The 15,642-nt window shown below is 69.2% G+C and carries 14 protein-coding genes; 11 read left to right on the forward strand and 3 right to left on the reverse strand.

Annotated features, from left to right (window positions below; all coding sequences use genetic code 11):
- The first annotated feature begins 44 nt into the window (after positions 1 to 44).
- The 5 genes from KV102_RS16530 to KV102_RS16550 all read left to right on the forward strand — a co-directional run bounded on the left by KV102_RS16530 (position 45) and on the right by KV102_RS16550 (position 5,109).
- Positions 45 to 1,193, forward strand: coding sequence for a PotD/PotF family extracellular solute-binding protein (locus tag KV102_RS16530; protein ID WP_220346937.1), 1,149 nt, complete (start codon positions 45 to 47; stop codon positions 1,191 to 1,193).
- Entirely contained in the window at positions 1,177 to 2,346 is a 1,170-nt protein-coding gene (locus KV102_RS16535) for an ABC transporter ATP-binding protein (protein WP_220341307.1), read from the forward strand. Before KV102_RS16530 ends, KV102_RS16535 begins: the two co-directional genes overlap by 17 nt.
- Positions 2,346 to 3,290: an ABC transporter permease gene (locus KV102_RS16540; protein ID WP_220346938.1), complete on the forward strand. Its 945-nt coding sequence runs from the start codon at positions 2,346 to 2,348 to the stop codon at positions 3,288 to 3,290. Before KV102_RS16535 ends, KV102_RS16540 begins: the two co-directional genes overlap by 1 nt.
- Positions 3,287 to 4,105, forward strand: coding sequence for an ABC transporter permease (locus KV102_RS16545; protein WP_255561181.1), 819 nt, complete (start codon positions 3,287 to 3,289; stop codon positions 4,103 to 4,105). The genes KV102_RS16540 and KV102_RS16545 overlap by 4 nt, the downstream gene beginning before the upstream one ends.
- A 380-nt stretch (positions 4,106 to 4,485) precedes the next feature.
- Complete coding sequence (locus KV102_RS16550) at positions 4,486 to 5,109, forward strand: hypothetical protein (protein ID WP_220346939.1); 624 nt, start codon at positions 4,486 to 4,488, stop codon at positions 5,107 to 5,109.
- Positions 5,110 to 5,173: 64 nt separating this feature from the next.
- On the opposite strand, the gene KV102_RS16555 is transcribed toward KV102_RS16550, so the two are convergent.
- Positions 5,174 to 6,550 (reverse strand): aspartate aminotransferase family protein, encoded by a 1,377-nt coding sequence (locus tag KV102_RS16555; RefSeq protein ID WP_220346940.1) that lies wholly within the window; start codon positions 6,548 to 6,550, stop codon positions 5,174 to 5,176.
- Positions 6,551 to 6,692: 142 nt separating this feature from the next.
- Here KV102_RS16555 and KV102_RS16560 point away from each other — a divergent pair, with 142 nt between their 5' ends.
- Entirely contained in the window at positions 6,693 to 8,135 is a 1,443-nt protein-coding gene (locus KV102_RS16560; protein ID WP_220346941.1) for a gamma-aminobutyraldehyde dehydrogenase, read from the forward strand.
- Positions 8,136 to 8,151: 16 nt separating this feature from the next.
- On the opposite strand, the gene KV102_RS16565 is transcribed toward KV102_RS16560, so the two are convergent.
- Together KV102_RS16565 and KV102_RS16570 are read right to left on the reverse strand one after the other, a co-directional pair.
- Positions 8,152 to 8,796, reverse strand: coding sequence for a response regulator transcription factor (locus tag KV102_RS16565; protein ID WP_220341311.1), 645 nt, complete (start codon positions 8,794 to 8,796; stop codon positions 8,152 to 8,154).
- Complete coding sequence (locus KV102_RS16570; protein WP_220346942.1) at positions 8,793 to 9,959, reverse strand: histidine kinase; 1,167 nt, start codon at positions 9,957 to 9,959, stop codon at positions 8,793 to 8,795. Before KV102_RS16570 ends, KV102_RS16565 begins: the two co-directional genes overlap by 4 nt.
- Before the next feature lie 137 nt (positions 9,960 to 10,096).
- Here KV102_RS16570 and KV102_RS16575 point away from each other — a divergent pair, with 137 nt between their 5' ends.
- Genes KV102_RS16575 through ispG form a run of 5 tightly spaced genes read left to right on the forward strand, consistent with a single transcriptional unit; the run spans position 10,097 to position 15,638 of the window.
- Positions 10,097 to 11,062 (forward strand): ABC transporter ATP-binding protein, encoded by a 966-nt coding sequence (locus tag KV102_RS16575; protein ID WP_220341313.1) that lies wholly within the window; start codon positions 10,097 to 10,099, stop codon positions 11,060 to 11,062.
- Positions 11,059 to 11,853 carry an ABC transporter permease subunit gene (locus tag KV102_RS16580; RefSeq protein ID WP_220341314.1) on the forward strand — a complete coding sequence of 265 codons (795 nt, stop codon included), beginning with the start codon at positions 11,059 to 11,061 and terminating at the stop codon, positions 11,851 to 11,853. The genes KV102_RS16575 and KV102_RS16580 overlap by 4 nt, the downstream gene beginning before the upstream one ends.
- Positions 11,854 to 11,903: 50 nt before the next feature.
- Entirely contained in the window at positions 11,904 to 13,142 is a 1,239-nt protein-coding gene (dxr, locus tag KV102_RS16585; protein ID WP_220341315.1) for a 1-deoxy-D-xylulose-5-phosphate reductoisomerase, read from the forward strand.
- On the forward strand, positions 13,139 to 14,452 hold the full coding sequence (locus tag KV102_RS16590; protein ID WP_220346943.1) for an RIP metalloprotease: 1,314 nt from the start codon (positions 13,139 to 13,141) through the stop codon (positions 14,450 to 14,452). The genes dxr and KV102_RS16590 overlap by 4 nt, the downstream gene beginning before the upstream one ends.
- 37 nt (positions 14,453 to 14,489) lie before the next feature.
- Positions 14,490 to 15,638, forward strand: coding sequence for a flavodoxin-dependent (E)-4-hydroxy-3-methylbut-2-enyl-diphosphate synthase (ispG, locus tag KV102_RS16595; RefSeq protein ID WP_220346944.1), 1,149 nt, complete (start codon positions 14,490 to 14,492; stop codon positions 15,636 to 15,638).
- Positions 15,639 to 15,642 lie beyond the last annotated feature (4 nt).

Here is a 15,642-nt window from a genome sequence, read left to right on the forward strand (position 1 = left end):
GAGGCACCCCGTACGGATCGAGGTCGCGTCACTTGGTGAGGCAGATGAGCCGCCGGACGATGCTCCGGGGCGTAGGAGGAGCCGCGTTCCTCGCCGGGAGCGCCGCCGTGCTGCCGATGTTCGGCACACCTGACCGCCGGCAGGACCCGGCCGACTGCAGGGCACCGGACCGCAGCTCGGACCGTCGTCTGATCGTCTCGAACTGGCCGGAGTACATCGACCAGCCCGACGACGGCTACGTCACCACGATGGACCAGTTCATGAAGGAGACGGGCATCCAGGTCAGCTATACCGCCGACGTCAACGACAACAACGAGTTCTTCGCGAAGGTCGTCAACCAGCTCGGCGCCTGCGAGCCTGTGAACCGCGACATGTTCATGCTCACCGACTGGGCCGCGGCACGGACGATCGAGATGGGGTGGATCCAGCCCCTGGACGCCGCGAAGGTGCCCAACCTCCACAACAACCTCATCTCGTCCCTGCAGGGACTGGGCTGGGATCCGGACCGGACCTACTCGGCACCGTGGCAGGCCGGGTTGACCGGCATCGCGTACAACAAGGCCAAGGTCTCCGAGGTGGGCTCGTTCTCCGACCTCCTGACGCGGCCGGATCTCAAGGGGCGCGTGAGCCTGCTGACCGAGATGCGCGACACCATGGGCTTCCTGCTGCTCAAGAACGGCGCCGACCCAGCCGACTTCAGCGACGACGAGTGGGGCGTCGCGATGGAGGATCTCCGGCGTGCCTCCGACGGCGGGCAGATCCGGGCCTTCACGGGCAACGACTACGTCCAGGACCTCGCGGCGGGCAACATCGTCGCGTGCGAGGCCTGGTCGGGCGACGTCCTCGCGGCGGGCGACCCCAACATCGAGTTCGTCGTGCCCGAGGAGGGCCTGATGATCTGGGCCGACAACATGCTCGTCCCCAACCAGGCCGAGCACCAGGCCAACGCCGAGACGTGGATCGACTACTACTACCGGCCGGACGTGGCCGCCAAGCTCGCGGCGTGGGTCAACTACATCTGCCCCGTGGAGGGCGCCCAGGCCGAGATGGAGAAGATCGATCCCGACATGGCGTCCGACCCGCTGATCTTCCCCGACGACGCGACGCTCGCCATGACCCACTCGTTCATGGCGCTCGACGAGTTCACGATGCGTGAGTACGAAGGAGACTTTGCCGATGTCACTGGTGGCTGACGACGACGCGACGACGCGCGACGACCAGGAGGCGAGCAACCGCGACCTGCGGCTGACGGCCCTCACCAAGTCGTACGGCTCCTTCACCGCGGTGCGGTCGCTGGACCTCGTCGTGCCGCAGGGATCTTTCTTCGCGCTGCTCGGTCCGTCGGGGTGCGGCAAGACCACGACGCTCCGGATGGTCGCGGGTCTGGACACGCCCACCTCGGGGACGATCACCCTGGGCGACCGCGACATCACCTACGACAAGCCGTACAAGCGGCCGGTGAACACCGTCTTCCAGAGCTACGCGCTCTTCCCGCACCTCGACGTCTCCGAGAACGTCGCCTTCGGGCTCAAGCGGCGCGGCGTCAAGGACACCAAGGCGAAGGTCGCCGAGATGCTCGACCTGGTGGAGCTGGGCGGTCAGGGGCACAAGAAACCCACCCAGCTCTCGGGTGGCCAGCAGCAGCGCGTCGCCCTCGCACGGGCCTTGATCAACAGCCCCGAGGTGCTCCTCCTCGACGAGCCGCTCGGTGCGCTCGACCTCAAGCTGCGACGCGGCATGCAGATCGAGCTCAAGCGGATCCAGACCGAGGTCGGGCGGACCTTCGTCCATGTCACGCACGACCAGGAGGAAGCCATGACCATGGCCGACACGGTCGCGGTGATGAACGCGGGCGTGATCGAGCAGATGGGCCCGCCGGCCGCCCTGTACGACAACCCCCGGACGACCTTCGTGGCGAACTTCCTCGGCCAGTCCAACCTCCTCGCGGGAGAGATCCTGGGCCCGGACGGTGACGCCGTCACGGTGTCGGTCCAGGGCACGACCGTCTCCATCCCGGCCGAGCGCAGCCACGCCGTCGGCGGCAAGGGCTGGGTCGGCATCCGCCCGGAGAAGGTGATGATCGCCGAGGTCGGTGGCGAGATCGACGCACCGGGCAACCGCTTCGCGGGGGGTGTGGTGACCGACGTGAGCTTCGTCGGCGTCAGCACCCAGTACCTCGTCCGCATGCCGTGGGGCCAGGAGCTCATGGTGTTCGAGCAGAACACCGGTCGACGCCCGATCTTCGCGGTCGGGACGCCGGTCGACCTGTCGTGGCGCCCCGAGTACGCGTTCCTGCTCGACGCGAGCCAGGACGCGAAGGCCGGCGTCGAGGACGGGGACGACTGATGACCCACCAGCCGCAGGAGGCGCTGGTCGAGCCCGACGCCGTCGGGCTCGGGTCGTCCAGCGACGACCCGGGGGAGGGGCACGAGACGGTCCGCGGACGCGGCGGCCGGTTCACCGGCTACTGGCTGATGCTCCCGTCGGCGCTCTGGCTGGCGCTGTTCTTCCTCGTGCCGTTCTACTCGCTGATCGCGATGAGCCTGTACGACCCCACAGGGTCGAACCTGACCGGCTACGACATGACGTGGCACGTCGCCAACTACGTCGACACGATCCAGGCCTACTGGCGGCCGCTGCTGCGGTCGTTCTGGTACGCCGCGATGGCGACCGTCGCGTGCCTCGTCCTCGGCTACGTGCTCGCCTACGCGATCGCGTTCAAGGCGGGGCGCTGGAAGAACCTGATGCTGGTCCTCGTCATCGCGCCCTTCTTCACCAGCTTCCTCCTCCGCACGCTGTCGTGGAAGCTGATCCTGGCCGACGAGGGCTGGATCGCCGAGGGACTGCGTACCCTGCAGATCCTCGGGGAGGACGGGCGTCTGCTCGCGACGCCGTTCGCGGTGGTCGCGGGACTCACCTACAACTTCCTCCCCTTCATGGTGCTGCCGCTCTTCGCGAGCCTGGACAAGATCGACAACCGGCTCGTGGAAGCGGCCGGCGACCTGTACGCATCGCCGGCGCGCGCCTTCTTCAAGGTGACGCTGCCGCTGTCGATGCCGGGGGTGGTCGCGGGGACGCTGCTGACGTTCATCCCGGCCGCCGGCGACTTCATCAACGCCGAGCTCCTGGGCAGTCCCAACCAGCGGATGATCGGCAACATCATCCAGAACCTGTTCACCAACCAGGGCGACTATGCCGCCGCCGGCGCGCTGTCGATGACGCTGATGATCGTGATCACGGTCGGCGTCGTGTTCTACATCCGCCGCGCAGGAACGGAGGACCTCGTATGAGTGCGCTGCACAGGCTCGGCCGCTGGGTCGGCGAGCACCTCGTCCTCGCCCTCGGCGTGCTGGTGCTGGTCTACATGTTCGTGCCGGTGGCGATCGTGGGCCTGATGAGCTTCAACGACCAGGCGTCGCGCAACGTCTACCGGTTCGACGGGTTCACGCTGGACAACTGGCTCAACCCGTGCGACCCCTCGGGGATGTGCTCGTCGGTGGTCCGCAGCGTCGAGATCGCGCTGCTCGCGACGGTGGTCGCCACCATCCTCGGGACCCTCGCCGCGTTCGCGCTCGTGCGACACCGGTTCGTCGGTCGCGGCCCGCTCAACACCCTCATCATCCTGCCGATGGCCGCGCCGGAGATCGTGCTCGGGTCGTCGTTGCTCGCGCTGTTCGTCTCGGCCGGGTTCGGCGGCCAGCTGGGGTTCTGGACGATCTTCGTCGCCCACGTGACGTTCTGCCTGTCCTTCGTGATCATCACGGTCCGAGCGCGGTTGTCGGGGCTGGACGACAATCTGGAGCAGGCCGCGATGGATCTCTATGCGACGGAGAACCAGACGTTCTGGCGGGTCACGTTCCCGCTGGTGTTCCCGGGCATCCTGGGCGCGGCCCTGCTGAGCTTCTCGCTGTCCTTCGACGACTTCATCATCACGAACCTCAACGCCGGCCAGACCGTCACGTTCCCGATGTACGTGTGGGGTGCCGCGCAGCGCGGCATCCCGATGCAGGTCAACGTCATCGGCACGGCGATGTTCCTGGTCGCGGTGCTGATCGTGCTCGGCAACGAGGTCGCCCGGCGCCGGCAGTCGAAGGTCGCGGCCTAGCCACCTCCGTACGCGGGGGACGTCCGTGAAGCCGAACTACTGCGACCGTTGCCGAGTAAGTCTGAGCCGCAAGCACATGTGGAGACACTTGACAGTTGCCTGCGATCCGGGAACGCCAATGGTGAGGCGTGGAATACCCTCTACGATCCTCACCATCGAAGCTCGCACATCGATCCGTGGTTCGGATAGGAGATCCCATGAGGTCTCGAACGACCAGACCATCCCGCGGCGCACTCGTGGCGACCGGGCTCGCAGCGACGCTCCTCGCAGGCTGCAGTACGACACAGTCAGGGGGAGCGGAGGCAGGGGGAGCGGAGTCAACGGCCGATGGCGTCCCCGCGCCAACAGCTGGGTCCCGTCCCGATGTTGATGAGCGCACATTGACCGGCGACGGAGGCCGCAGCTTCGACTTCGACGTCCGCGAATCTCCCCTCGAGGTCGTGGCGACGTCACCTGTGGTCGTCACGGGCACGATCGCCTCGTGGGAACCGGGAGTCGATGCGTACGACGACGAGGACGCGCAGCGCTGGGCGATCCTCGCCGTCGACGTCGATCAGGCGTACGTGAGGGCGCCGGGCGTTCACGGCGCGAAGGTGTTCGTCCGTGTCCTCCGCGGCTACGAGGTCGTCGGACCGGACGGAAGCCCGACCCGCGAGCCGGGTGCCCCGTCCAGCGTCCTCACGGTCGACGAGCTTGAGCAGGCGGCCCCTCCCGGAGTGCGGATCGCCGTCATGGGAACGACCGCGAGTCGAGCGCCGCACGCGGACGACCCGACGTGGCGGCACGAGAACGTGAACGCCGGTCTACCTGGAGGGGCCGTCGTCACTCAACCCGACGTTCAGGGCCTCATCCTCGAGGACGAGTCGGGAGACCTTGTCAGTGGAGTGATCGACGACGACCCCGCGACATGGGGCCCTGGCTGGCGACCTTCGGCCGCCGGATCCGCTGCCCGTGGGAGCACGGCGTTCGACTGGTTGACCGCCCAGCTCGACGACGCCACCTGAGGGAGACGGACAGAAGCCGCTGCCCCGGGGTACCTGGGGCAGCGGCTTCCGCGGGTCGTACGGGTCAGAGCAGGTTCTGGCCCTGGGTGATCACGGAGCGCAGGATGCCCTCCATCTCGTCGAAGTGCTCCTGGTCGCAGATCAGCGGCGGAGCCAGCTGGATGACCGGATCGCCACGGTCGTCGGCGCGGCAGTAGAGGCCCGCGTCGTACAGCGCCTTGGAGAGGAAGCCGCGCAGCAGGCGCTCGGACTCGTCCTCGTTGAAGGTCTCCTTGGTCGCCTTGTCCTTGACCAGCTCGATCCCGTAGAAGAAGCCGTCGCCGCGCACGTCGCCGACGATGTCGAGGTCGAGGAGCTTCTCGAGCGTCGACCGGAAGCCGTCCTCGTTGGCGCGGACGCCCTCGTTGATGCCCTCGCGCTCGAAGATGTCGAGGTTGGCCATCGCGACCGCGGTCGAGACCGGGTGACCACCGAAGGTGTAGCCGTGGAGGAAGGAGGTGTGACCCTTCAGGAACGGCTCCATGAGCCGGTCGGAGGCGATCATCGCGCCGAGCGGTGCGTAGCCGGAGGTGAGGCCCTTGGCGCAGGTGATGATGTCGGGCTGGTAGCCGTAGCGCACCGCGCCGAACATCTCGCCGAGCCGCCCGAACGCGCAGATGACCTCGTCGGAGACGAGCAGGACGTCGTACTCGTCGCAGATCTCGCGGACCCGCTGGAAGTATCCCGGCGGGGGAGGGAAGCAGCCGCCCGCGTTCTGGACGGGCTCGAGGAACACCGCCGCGACCGTGTCGGGGCCCTCGAACTCGATCGCCTCGGCGATGCGGTCGGCTGCCCAGCGTCCGAAGGCCTCCGGGTCGTCGCCGTGCTCCGGGGCGCGGTAGATGTTGGTGTTCGGGACGCGGAAGGTGCTCGGCACGAGCGGCTCGAACGGCGCCTTCATGTCGGGGATGCCGGTGATCGACAGGGCGCCCTGCGGGGTGCCGTGGTAGGCGATGTGACGGCTGATCACCTTGTGCTTGGTGGGCTTGCCGGTCAGCTTGTAGTACTGCTTGGCGAGCTTCCAGGCGGACTCGACCGCCTCGCCACCGCCGGTGGTGAAGAAGACACGGTTGAGGTCGCCGGGGGCGTACGAGGCGACGCGCTCGGCGAGCTGGATGGCCGGCGGGTGCGCGTACGACCACAGCGGCATGAACGACAGCTCGCGGGCCTGCTTCGCGGCGGCCTCGGCCAGCTCCTCGCGGCCGTGCCCCACCTGGACGACGAAGAGGCCGGCGAGCCCGTCCAGGTAGCGCTTGCCGGCGGTGTCGAAGAGGTATGCACCCTCCCCCTTCGCGATCACGGGCACGTCCGCGGTGTCGTACGTGCTGTGACGCGTGAAGTGCATCCAGAGGTGATCCTTGGCAGCGCGCTGGAGGTGCGCGTCGTCCCACTGTTCGCTCATGGACCGAGTATCGCGCAGGAACGGTCTCTGGGCAAAGGTTCTCGACAGTGATAGACCTTACGAGGTACGGAATCCGAAGGTCGACACCTCCCTGACCATTCAATCCATTGTCAGCCTCTCCGGCCTGTGCCAGATTGAGGGCATGACCGAGACCCTCACGAACTTCGTCAACGGCGACAAGGTGGCGGCCCTCGACGGCGCCACGTACGACGTCATCGACCCCTCGACCGGACAGGTCTACGCGCAGGCACCGATGTCTCGCGAGGCCGACGTGGACACGGCGATGAAGGCCGCTCAGCAGGCCTTCGACAACGGCTGGCGCGACACCACGCCTCGGGAGCGCCAGGCCGCGCTGAACAAGCTCAACCAGGCGATCCACGACCGCCTCGACGAGATCGTCGACGTGGAGGTGAAGAACACCGGCAAGCCGCGCGGGTTGACCGTGAGCGAAGAGATGCCCATGGTCGACGACGCGCTCACGTTCTTCGCCGGCGCCGCGCGCGTGCTCGAGGGGCGGGCCGCCGGGGAGTACATGGCCGGGCACACCTCGATGATCCGACGTGAGCCGATCGGTGTGGTGGCGCAGGTGACGCCGTGGAACTACCCCCTGCTCATGGGCATCTGGAAGATCGCCCCGGCCCTCGCCGCGGGCAACACCATTGTCATCAAGCCGAGCGACACGACGCCCGCCTCGACGGCACTGCTCGCCGAGATCGCCGCGGACATCCTGCCGCCCGGCGTCCTCAACGTCGTCTGCGGCGACCGAGACACCGGGCGCGCGCTGATCGCTCACCCCACCCCGGCGATGGTTGCGATCACCGGGTCCGTCCGCGCTGGGATGGACGTCGCCCGCTCGGCGGCGGAGGACGTCAAGCGCGTGCACCTCGAGCTCGGCGGCAAGGCGCCGGTGGTGGTGTTCGACGACGCCGACATCGAGGCCGCGTCTGCCGCGATCGCCGAGGCCGGCTACTTCAACGCCGGCCAGGACTGCACCGCCGCGACCCGGGTCCTGGCGTCGCCGCGCGTGTACGGCGACTTCGTGGACGCGATCGCCGAGCAGGCCAAGGGCCTGAGGACAGGATTGCCCGACGACGAGGAGGTGCTGTACGGCGCCCTCAACAGCTCCGACCAGCTGGCGCGGGTGTCCGGCTTCGTCGACCGTCTGCCGGACCACGCGACGCTCGCCGCCGGCGGGTCGCGTCCCGGCGGAGACCTCGCCGACGGCTACTTCTACGAGCCGACTGTCCTCGCAGGGCTGCGGCAGGACGACGAGGCCATCCAGAACGAGATCTTCGGTCCGGTCATCACCGTCCAGCAGTTCTCCGACGAGGACGAGGCGGTCCGCTGGGCCAACGGCGTCCCGTACGGTCTCGCGTCGTCGGTGTGGACCAAGGACCACGGGCGCGCGATGCGGATGGCGCGGCGTCTCGACTTCGGCTGCGTGTGGATCAACACCCACATCCCGCTGGTCGCGGAGATGCCGCACGGCGGCTTCAAGCGCTCCGGGTACGGCAAGGACCTGTCGATGTACGGCCTCGAGGACTACACCCGCGTCAAGCACGTGATGAGCAACCTCGAGGCCTGAGCGCCGCCCTGTCCGGTCACACCAGGCCGGCCTCGTGGACCGCGATCGCGACCTGGACGCGGTTCGCGGCGTCGAGCTTGGTGAGGATCCGCGACACGTGCGCCTTCGCGGTCGCGAGGCTCATGTGCAGGTCGACGGCGATCTCGGCGTTGGACATCCCGCGTCCGACGGCGACCGCCACCTCGCGCTCGCGCTCGCTGAGCACGGCCAGCCGCTCTTTCGCGTCGCCGTCGCCGTCCCCGAGGTCGCGGACCCGCCGGATCAGCTGCTCGGTCACGCTCGGCGACAGCATCGGGTCGCCCGCGGCAACTTTGCGCACGGCATCGACCAGCACCTCCGGCGCGGTGTCCTTCAGCAGGAACCCGCTCGCGCCGTGCCGCAGCGCGCGCAGCACGTAGTCGTCGGCGTCGAAGGTCGTCAGGACGATCACGTGGGGCGCCGACGGGGCGCGCTCGAGCTCGGCCGTGGCGGAGAGCCCGTCCATGCGGGGCATCCGGATGTCCATGAGCACGACGTCGACGGGTGTCGACCGGAGGACACGGAGGGCGTCGAGACCGTCGGCGGCCTCGGCGACGACCTCGACGTCGTCGGCGCCGCCGAGGATCAGCCTCAGCCCGGCCCGTACGAGGGCGTCGTCGTCGACCAGCGCGACCCGGATCATGCCGGCCACGGTAGTACGAGGGTCAGGACGAACTCGTCCCCGGTCACCCGATGCGAGAGCGTCCCGCCGACGAGGTCGGCACGCTCCGAGAGGCCCACCAGCCCCAGCCCCGACGTAGGCAGACGGTCCTGCGTCGACCCCACCCGCAACGGGTTGCGAGCCTCGATGACGATCCCGTCGCCTGGCTCGCCCCGCATCACCACCGACAGCATCGTGTCCGGAGCGTGCTTGTGCGCGTTGGTGAGTGCCTCCTGAACGACGCGGTAGGCGGTCCGGCCGATGCGCTCGGGCGGCGCGTGCGGTGAGAGGTCATCGGTGAGGGAGACCCGCATCCCCGCGGCGCGCGCACCGCCCACCAGGTCGGGCAGGTCCCGCCACGACGGCTGAGGGCGGTCGCCCGCCCCGGCGTCCTCGTCGGCGCGGAGGATGCCGAGCACCTCGCGCAGGTCGGTGAGCGCGAGGTGGGCGTTGTCCCGGATCACCTCCGACGAGGTGCGGACCTCCTCCGGTGGCAGGTCGGTGCGGTACGCCAGCGCGCCGGCGTGCATCGCGACCATCGAGATGCGGTGGGCCAGCACGTCGTGCATCTCGCGTGCGATCCGGGCCCGCTCTGCCGTGCGAGCCTGGGCGACGCGGCTCGCCTGCTCCGCCTCCGCCACCCGAGCACGCTCCCGCAAGGTGTAGAGCAGCTCGCGGCGCGACCCCACGTACATGCCCACCGCGAACATCGTGACCACGATCGGCACGCTGAGAGCCAGGACGATCCTCCAGTCGTCCTCGAGAGTCGGGTCGATGAGCGTGACGACGACGGTCTGCACGGCCACGAGCAGGCCGATACCGACGATCTCGCGCAGCCTGCGCCGCGTCGCGAGCGAGACCACCGCGAGGACGGCGGGACCGGCGGCGGCGTACGAGAACGCTCCGATCACCGTCACCGCGGCGGCCACCGCCACGGGGTGCTGCCGGCGCCTCGTGACCAGCGCAAGAGCGACCAGACCTCCGACGAGGTCGGCCCAGAACCACCGGGGTGCGTGCTCTGCCTGCCACTGCGCCACACCCGACAGCCAGGTCACAGCGCTGATCAGGACCGCCAGGACGTAGCGCCAGAGCTGGCTCCACCACCGCAGCAGCGGCTGGTACGCCGCGGGGTCGACCTCGTTCACAGCCACAGCCTAGGCACTGGGCACGGTCGGCGAACCGGCCGAAGGTCGGTCTCCGACCCCGTACCCCCTACTTTCGGCCACGTCGGCCGAGCCAATGGGCCGATGTGGATGAGCTCGCGCTGCGCGATGCTGGAGCCATGATTGAAGTCCAGAACCTCTCGAAGAGGTACGGCGACCACCTCGCGGTCGACGACATCTCCTTCACCTGTCGTCCCGGCTCGGTGACCGGCTTCCTCGGTCCGAACGGTGCCGGCAAGTCGACGACCCTGCGGATGCTCGCCGGGCTTACGATCCCGACCGCCGGCTCGGCGACCATCGGCAGCCACCGCTACACCGACATCCCCAACCCGGGCACCCAGATCGGCGTCCTCCTCGACGCGTCGGCCCAGCACAACGGCCGCACCGGTCGTGAGGTCCTCACGATCGCGAGCCGCACGATGGGCCTGGACCGCGGGCGCGTCGACCAGATGCTCGAGGTCGTCGGGTTGTCTCCCAAGGAGGCCAAGCGGCGGGTCGGCAACTACTCGCTCGGCATGCGCCAGCGGCTGGGCATCGCGCAGTCGCTCCTGGCCGACCCCCAGGTGCTGATCCTCGACGAGCCGGCCAACGGTCTGGACCCGGCAGGCATCCACTGGATGCGCCAGCTGCTGCGCCACTACGCCGACCGCGGCGGCACGGTGCTGCTCTCCTCGCACCTGCTGCACGAGATCGAGGTCATCGCCGACGAGATCATCGTGATCGGCAACGGCAAGATCGTCGCGCAGGGGCACAAGGAGGAGCTGCTCGCCGGTGCCGGCACGTTCGTACGGGCGGAGGAGGCGGACGCGCTGGCGCGGGCGCTGTCCGTCGCAGGCATCCACGTCACGCCGGCGACCGCTGACGGCTTCGTCACCGACGCTGATCCTGTCGCCGTCGGCAAGGCGGCGGCTGCTGCCGGCGTCGCTCTCGTCGAGCTCCGACCCGGTGACCGCGCGGGGTTGGAGGACCTGTTCCTCCAGCTCACCGCCGACAACCAGCGCGACCCGCTCGCGCCCACCCCCGCCCCGGACGCCGGCCCCCGGCCCGGCTTCGGCCCGCCCGATCCCCAAGGAGGACAGGCATGACCGCGCTCGCCCCGGAGGTCGGGATCGACCTCACCCGTCCTCGGGTGCCCTTCACCCGCCTGGTGGCAGTCGAGCTGCGCAAGCTCGCCGACACCCGTGCGGGCAAGTGGTTGCTCGGCACCGTGGCCGTGATCAGCGTCGTCGTGATGGTGATCATGCTGTGGGTCGTGCTGGCCAACGACATCTCGGTCTCGTTCAAGGACTTCCTCACCGCTATGAGCGTCCCGATGGGAGTTCTGCTGCCGGTGCTCGGAGTGCTGTCGGTGACCAGCGAGTGGTCGCAACGGACGGCCCTCGTCACGTTCACCCTCGAGCCGCACCGCGGCCGCGTCCTCGCGGCGAAGGTCGTCGTGGGGCTGATCGTGGCGCTGTTCGCGGTGGTCGTCGCGGCGATCGCGGCCGCGTTCGGCAACGTCTTCGCCGGGCTCGCGTCGGACACGACGGTCTGGAACGTCAACGCGGTGGAGCTCCTCGGCTTCTACGCGATGCAGGCTCTCGGGATCCTGATGGGGCTCACGTTCGGCGCTCTGCTGCTCAGCTCGCCGGCGGCGATCGTCGTCTACTTCGCCTGGGCCTTCGTCCTCCCGACGATCTTCGCGGTGGCGTCGGTCTTCATCGACTGGTTCGGCGACCTGCTCCCGTGGATCGACTTCGCGACCGCACAGATGCCGTTGTTCGACGGAGGCTGGACCGGGGAGAAGTGGGCCCAGCTCCTGGTCTCCGGGACGATCTGGCTGATCATCCCGTTCGTCGTCGGGGCGCGGCGCGTCCTGCGCAGCGAGATCAAGTAGCCGGCACCAGCCGAGGACGACGTCGCGGGCGCACCTGAGACACTGGTCTCATGGTGCAAACCCGCGACGTCGTCGTGCTCGGATCGACCGGCTCCATCGGGACACAGGCGCTCGAGATCGTCGCCGCGAACCCTGACCGCTTCCGGGTCGTCGGCATCGCCGCCGGCGGCAGCGACCCGGTCCTCCTCGCCCAGCAGGCGATCGCCCACGAGGTCGAGGTGGTCGCGGTCGCGCAGGCCACGGCCGCCCAGGACGTGCAGCTGGCCTTGTATGCCGAGGCCCAGCGGCGCGGGTACGCCCACGGGCAGCACCGGCTGCCCCGCATCCTCGCCGGCCCCCGCGCCGCCACCGAGCTCGCGGCGACCCGCTGCGACGTGGTCCTCAACGGCATCACCGGCGCCGTCGGCCTCGGTCCCACGATCGCCGCCCTCGAGGCAGGCACGACGCTCGCCCTGGCCAACAAGGAGTCGCTGATCATCGGTGGGCCGGTGGTCACGGCGCTGGCACGACCCGGTCAGATCGTCCCCGTCGACTCCGAGCACTCGGCGATCGCGCAGGCGCTGCGAGGCGGGACCGCGGAGGAGGTGCGCCGCCTGGTGCTGACGGCCAGCGGTGGCCCGTTCCGCGGCAGGTCCCGCGCCGAGCTGCAGGATGTGACCCCGGACCAGGCCCTGGACCATCCCAACTTCGCGATGGGTCGGGTCATCACGATCAACTCGGCGACCCTCGTCAACAAGGGCCTCGAGGTCATCGAGGCGCACCTTCTCTTCGACGTGCCGATGGACCGCGTCGACGTCGTCGTGCACCCGCAGCAGATGATCCACTCGATGGTCGAGTTCGTCGACGGGTCCACGCTGGCGCAGGCATCGCCGCCCTCGATGCTGATCCCGATCGCCCTCGGCATGGGGTGGCCCGACCGCGTCCCGGACGCCGGTCCGGGATGCGACTGGACCCAGGCGTCGACCTGGGACTTCGCCCCGCTCGACGACGAGGCGTTCCCGGCCGTGCGCCTCGCCCGCGAGGCCGGCGCCTTCGGCCGTACGGCACCGGCGGTCTACAACGCCGCCAACGAGGAGTGCGTCGGCGCGTTCCTCGAAGGGAACCTTCCGTTCCTCTCGATCGTGGACACGGTGGGCGCCGTGCTCTCGGAGCACCTCACCGACGCGGGCGTACGCTCGAAGACGGAGCCGGTGACCGCGGACGACGTCCTCGCCGCGGACGCGGCCGCCCGCGAGCGTGCGCAGGAGCTGATGGCGGCGACGACCAGGACGAGGCAGGAGAGCCGATGAACGCGACACCGTGGCTGTACGCCCTCGGCGTCGTCGTGCTCGTCGTCGGCATCGCGGTCTCGATCGCCCTGCACGAGCTCGGTCACATGGTGCCCGCCAAGCTCTTCGGCACCAAGGTCACCCAGTACTTCATCGGCTTCGGACGGACGCTGTGGTCGACCCGCAAGGGCGAGACCGAGTGCGGCGTCAAGGCGGTCCCACTCGGCGGCTACGTCAAGATCGTCGGCATGCTTCCGCCCAACAAGGGTGACGATCCGGGCACCGTCCGCAAGTCCAACACCGGGATGTTCACGCAGCTAGCGTTCGACGCCCGCTCGGCCGAGTACGAGCACGTCACCCCCGAGGACGAGCCGCGCCTCTTCTATCGCCTGCCGTGGTGGAAGAAGGCGATCGTGATGGCCGGCGGACCGGTCGTCAACCTGGTGATCGCCTTCATCCTGTTCGCCGCGCTCTTCATGACGATCCCTTCCCAGAACGTCGAGAACGCCACGACGACGGTCGAGACGGTGTCCGACTGCGCGATCCCCGCCGCCGAGGCCGGTCGCAAGTGCACGGCCGCCGACCCCGTCACTCCCGCCAAGCAGGCAGGTCTGACCCCGGGCGACACCATCACCTCCTTCAACGGCACGCCCATCAGCAGCTGGGACCAGCTCACCGACCTCATCCGGGCGAACGGCGACAGCCCCGCCACGATCGAGTACGTCCGTGACGGTGCCGAGCAGAAGGTCACCGTCAACACGTCGGTCCAGCCGCGGCCAACCAAGACCGACCCCGACAAGGTCGAGCGCGTCGGTTTCCTCGGAGTCAGCCCCTACGTCCCCGCTCAGCGCGAGGACCTCGGTTTCGCCGTGGCGACGATGGGGGACATGACCGTCAGCACGGTGAAGGCCATCGGCTCGCTGCCGGAGAAGATGGTCGAGGTCACCAAGGCGGCGTTCGGGGCCGAGCGCGGCCAGGACACCCCCATGAGCCCGGTGGGCGCCAGCCGGGTGGCGGGTGAGCTGACCTCGGCCGAGGGCGCCACCTGGAGCGACCGCGTCTTCAGCGTCGGCCTGCTGCTCGCGGGGCTCAACCTCTTCCTCGGGCTCTTCAACCTGATCCCGCTCCTGCCGCTCGACGGCGGCCACATCGCCGGAGCGCTGTGGGAGGGCCTGCGCAACGCGATCGCTCGACTTCGTCGTCGGCCGATCCCCGGGCCGGTCGACGTCGCCAAGATGCTGCCGGTCGCCTACGCCGTGGGTGCCGTCCTCTTGGTGATGGGCATCATCCTGGTCTACACCGACATCGTGAACCCCGTACGCCTCACCTGAGGCCCGACCGCACGCACGCGAGGAGATTCGTACCCGCATGGACGTCAACCTGGGAATGCCGGCCGCCCCGCCTCCGGTGCTCCGGCCCCGTCGGCCGACCCGCAAGATCAAGGTCGGCAAGGTGGAGGTCGGGGGAGACGCGCCGGTCTCGGTGCAGTCCATGACGACGACCCCGACCGTCGACGTCAACGCGACGCTGCAGCAGATCGCGGAGCTCACGGCGGCGGGGTGCGACATCGTCCGCGTCGCGTGCCCGAGCCAGGACGACGCCGAGGTGCTGCCCGAGATCGCGCGCAAGTCGCAGATCCCGGTGATCGCCGACATCCACTTCCAGCCGAAGTACGTCTTCGCTGCGATCGAGGCCGGCTGCGCGGCCGTCCGCGTCAACCCTGGCAACATCCGCAAGTTCGACGACCAGATCAAGGAGATCGCGCAGGCCGCGAAGGACCACGGCACGTCGATCCGGATCGGCGTCAACGCGGGCTCGCTCGACAAGCGCCTGCTGGAGAAGTACGGCAAGCCGACCCCGGAGGCGCTCGTGGAGTCGGCCGTCTGGGAGGCGTCGCTGTTCGAGGAGCACGACTTCCACGACTTCAAGATCTCGGTCAAGCACAACGACCCCGTCGTGATGGTCCGGGCGTACGAGCTGCTCGCCGAGAAGGGAGACTGGCCGTTGCACCTCGGTGTCACCGAGGCAGGCCCCGCGTTCCAGGGCACGATCAAGTCCGCGACCGCCTTCGGGGCGTTGCTCAGCCAGGGCATCGGCGACACCATCCGGGTCTCGCTGTCGGCCCCGCCGGTCGAGGAGGTCAAGGTCGGCATCCAGATCCTCCAGTCGCTCAACCTCCGTCCCCGCAAGCTCGAGATCGTGTCCTGCCCGTCGTGCGGGCGGGCCCAGGTCGACGTCTACACGCTCGCCGAGGAGGTCACCGCCGGGCTCGAGGGCATGGAGGTGCCGCTGCGCGTCGCCGTGATGGGCTGTGTCGTGAACGGCCCCGGTGAGGCGCGCGAGGCCGACCTCGGCGTCGCGTCGGGCAACGGCAAGGGGCAGATCTTCGTCAAGGGCGAGGTCATCAAGACCGTGCCGGAGTCCAAGATCGTGGAGACCCTGATCGAGGAGGCGATGAGGATCGCCGAGGGGATGGAGCCGATCGAGGGCGCGTCGCCGGCCGTGGCGGTCTCGTAGGCGA

Origin of the sequence: Mumia sp. zg.B53, assembly GCF_019550935.1 — a bacterium.
Taxonomy (GTDB): domain Bacteria; phylum Actinomycetota; class Actinomycetes; order Propionibacteriales; family Nocardioidaceae; genus Mumia.